The organism is Caballeronia glebae, from assembly GCF_001545035.1.
Classification (GTDB): Bacteria; Pseudomonadota; Gammaproteobacteria; order Burkholderiales; family Burkholderiaceae; genus Caballeronia; species Caballeronia glebae.
Genome location: NZ_FCOJ02000144.1, coordinates 1 through 2,950, shown reverse-complemented (window position 1 = coordinate 2,950; position 2,950 = coordinate 1). Strand labels below are relative to the sequence as shown.

Genomic DNA, 2,950 nt, shown 5'->3' with positions numbered 1-2,950 from the left:
GCCATTGCCCGCCGTGGCCTCGCGGCGCGTCGATGTGAATCCGCGCGCCGTCCGTCGCCAGATATTCGCCCGACGTCTCGACCAGCCCGCCGTTGCCGCCGCGCGGCCCGCCCCGCGCGGCAAGCTCGCCGTACACGCGCGCCGCCTCGGTCCCGTACATCACGATGTTGCCGCCGTCGCCCGCGACGAGCGCGTTCGCCATGACGCGCGCGTTCGGGCTCATCCACAGCGCGTCGGCGTTGGCGAGGTCCGTCGCCCGGCCCGCCGCGCCGCCGCCCACCCGCACGCGGCCGCCGCCGTTCGCGCCGCTCGCATCGAGACGCGCGCCTTCGTTCACGGCGACGTGGTAGCCGGTCACGTCGATCTGTCCGCCCTTGCCGGCGCTGGGCGCGGTGGCGTCGGCGATGCCGCCGATATCGGTCACGCCCGACAATCCGCCATCGAGCACGATGCGTCCGTTGCGCGCCTCCACGCTGCGCGCGCGCACCGTGCCCGTCTGGTTGAGCACGCTCGCCGTGGCGTCGTCGGCGGCATGCACCGACATCACGATCTGTCCGCCGTCTGCCTGAAGCGTGCCCGAATTGCCGATGAGCGCGTTCGCCACCTTGTCGTTCACCTTCAGCATCGTGAGGCCGTCGCCCGCGAAATCGAGCGTGATGTCGCTGCCCGCGCCGATCGCGATCTTGCCGAGCGTCGCGCTCACCTGTCCGCTGTTGTCGACCTGCGCGCCGAGCAACGCGACCGCGCCGCCGGGCGCGGCGGTGATCGTCGCATCGTTCGACACTTTCGAGCCCGTTGCACCGTCCTGTCTGAAGCGATATTTGCCGGCGAGGAACGCGTCGTTCGAAATGCCGAGCGTCGATGCGACGAGCGATCCCACGTTCACCGACGCGCCGCGGGCGAACACCACGCCCGCCGGATTCACGAGAAACACCTGCCCGTTGGCGTTGAGCTGCCCCGCGATGCGGCTGACTTCATTGCCCACGACACGGTTGAGCAGCACCGCCTGCGCTGACGGCTGCGAGATATCGACGCGCTCGTTCCCGCCGATCGAGAAGCCGTTCCAGTTCACGATGCCCTTTTGCGAGCCCTGCGTGATCGTCATCGACGTCGCGCTCGGACGGTTGACCGTGACGTTGCCCGCCTGAACCTGCTCGCCGACCGGCAGCGCGAACGCGCACGGCGCCGCGACGAACACCAAGAGCGGCAACAGCGCGGACGCCTTGAGATCGCCGCCCACATGACGCGCGACGCGTTTCGCGAAACGCCTGATCGCACGATCCCATTCCCGGCGATGCCTGCGGGTCCGAAGACAGGTGATGTCGCTCATGTCGAACTCCTCTCGTTACGGTCCTGTTTCCCGCGCTAAAACGATTTGGATACCTGAACGTATACGCGCGGCACCTTGTCGTCGCCGGTGGTGTCGGCGCGGGTCGTGCGCCAGGCCACGCTCGCATCGACGGTGATGCCATACGGCCCGTTCCAGAACGCGCCGAGACCCACGCCGCTGCGCGTCACGGTGTTCGCGCCTTGCCCCGGAATCGAGCGCGCGTTGTAGCGGCCCACGCCGATATCGAAGAACGTCGAGAGCGTGAGCGACGGAATCACCGCGTAACGGAATTGCGCGGTGGCAATCAGCCCTTCATCGACCACCGATTCCGAGGGCGAATAGGCGCGCACCGCGCGCGGGCCGCCGAGCGTGATGCGCGACGAGCTGTCGAGGTTCTGGTTCGCCCATTGACCCGACACGCCCACGAAAAAGCTCGTGTTGCGCGTGATCGCATTGAGGCGGTTGGCCTGCATCGTGAGGCGCACGCTGTTGCCCTGCGTGTTGCGCCCGACCGGGCTCTGATCGATCGCCTCCGCGAGCGCCGAATCGATATTCAGATGCGCGAACGCCAGTTGCACGTCCGCGCTGTTGAAGCCGCCGCCGAGAAAACTGTCGCGGCTCTCATACGACAGCCCGACGCTCGCCACGTACAGCTTTTGCGGATTGTCGAAGCTCACGCTGTCGATCTTGTCGGTGAGCGAGCGATATTCCAGCGCGCCGCGCAGCAGCAGGTTCTGACTGCGCGAGCGGATCAGCGGATGCGAAACCGACGCGGTGACGACATCCGCATCGCCGTGCGCGTTCAGCGACGCGAACTGCTCGCCGAGGTAGTAATACAGATGCGAATACGCGATGCCGACGCGCGTGCCGCTCGCATCGACGGGCGCGTCGTAGCCAATGCGCCCATACACGGTATCGGCGCGCTCGGCCGCGAGCAGGTTGATGTCGAGGTTATCGCCGATGCCGAACGGCGACGCGAGCCGCGCCACCGCGCCGAGCCGCCAGCGGCCGGCGGGCGCCGCGCCGTAATCGTCGACGGAGACCGCGAAGTTCCAGCGGCGCGTGGGCTCGACCGTCACGTTCAGATCGACGGTGCCGGGCGCGCTGCCGGTTTCCAGCGCCGAACTCACGCGAATGCCGGGCAGGTCCGACAGCAGCAGCATCGCGCGTTCGAGTTCGGTCTGCCTGAGCGGTTTGCCGGGTTCGATCGCGGCGAGCCGCGCGCGCACCATCGATTCCTTGATGGGCGCGCCGGGCGCCATCGTCAGCCGGACGCGGCCGATCTTGCCTTCGAGCACGGTGAAGGTGACGTCGCCGTTGGTCACGTCCTGCGGCGGGATCACGACCTGCGCGAGCGGATAGCCGCGCTCGCGATACGCCTGCGCAATGCGCGTGCTCATCGCGTTCAGATCGTTCATCGACACTTCCTGGCCAATCTTGTCGGCGACGAGCGCGAGCAACGCATCGGACGGCAGCGTTTCGTTTCCCGCCAAGCGAATGCTTCGCAGCACGAACTTCTTTCCTTCGGGCGCTTGCTCAGGCGCGGCGGGCGGCGCGGGCAGCGCGCTGGAACCGCCCGGCGGCGGCGCGGCCGTCGACGGGCGCGGCTGCTCGTTTAGC

General features: G+C 68.2%; 2 protein-coding genes. Both read right to left on the bottom strand.

Features of this window, described 5'->3' with window-relative positions; translation table 11 throughout:
- Positions 1-1,330: two-partner secretion domain-containing protein (locus tag AWB82_RS36390; protein ID WP_143756996.1), on the bottom strand; the 1,330-nt coding region annotated here is incomplete at its 3' end.
- Between the two features lie 35 nt (positions 1,331-1,365).
- Positions 1,366-2,950, bottom strand: a 1,585-nt coding sequence (locus AWB82_RS36385; RefSeq protein ID WP_086974071.1) for a ShlB/FhaC/HecB family hemolysin secretion/activation protein, incomplete at its 5' end; no start/stop codon positions are given.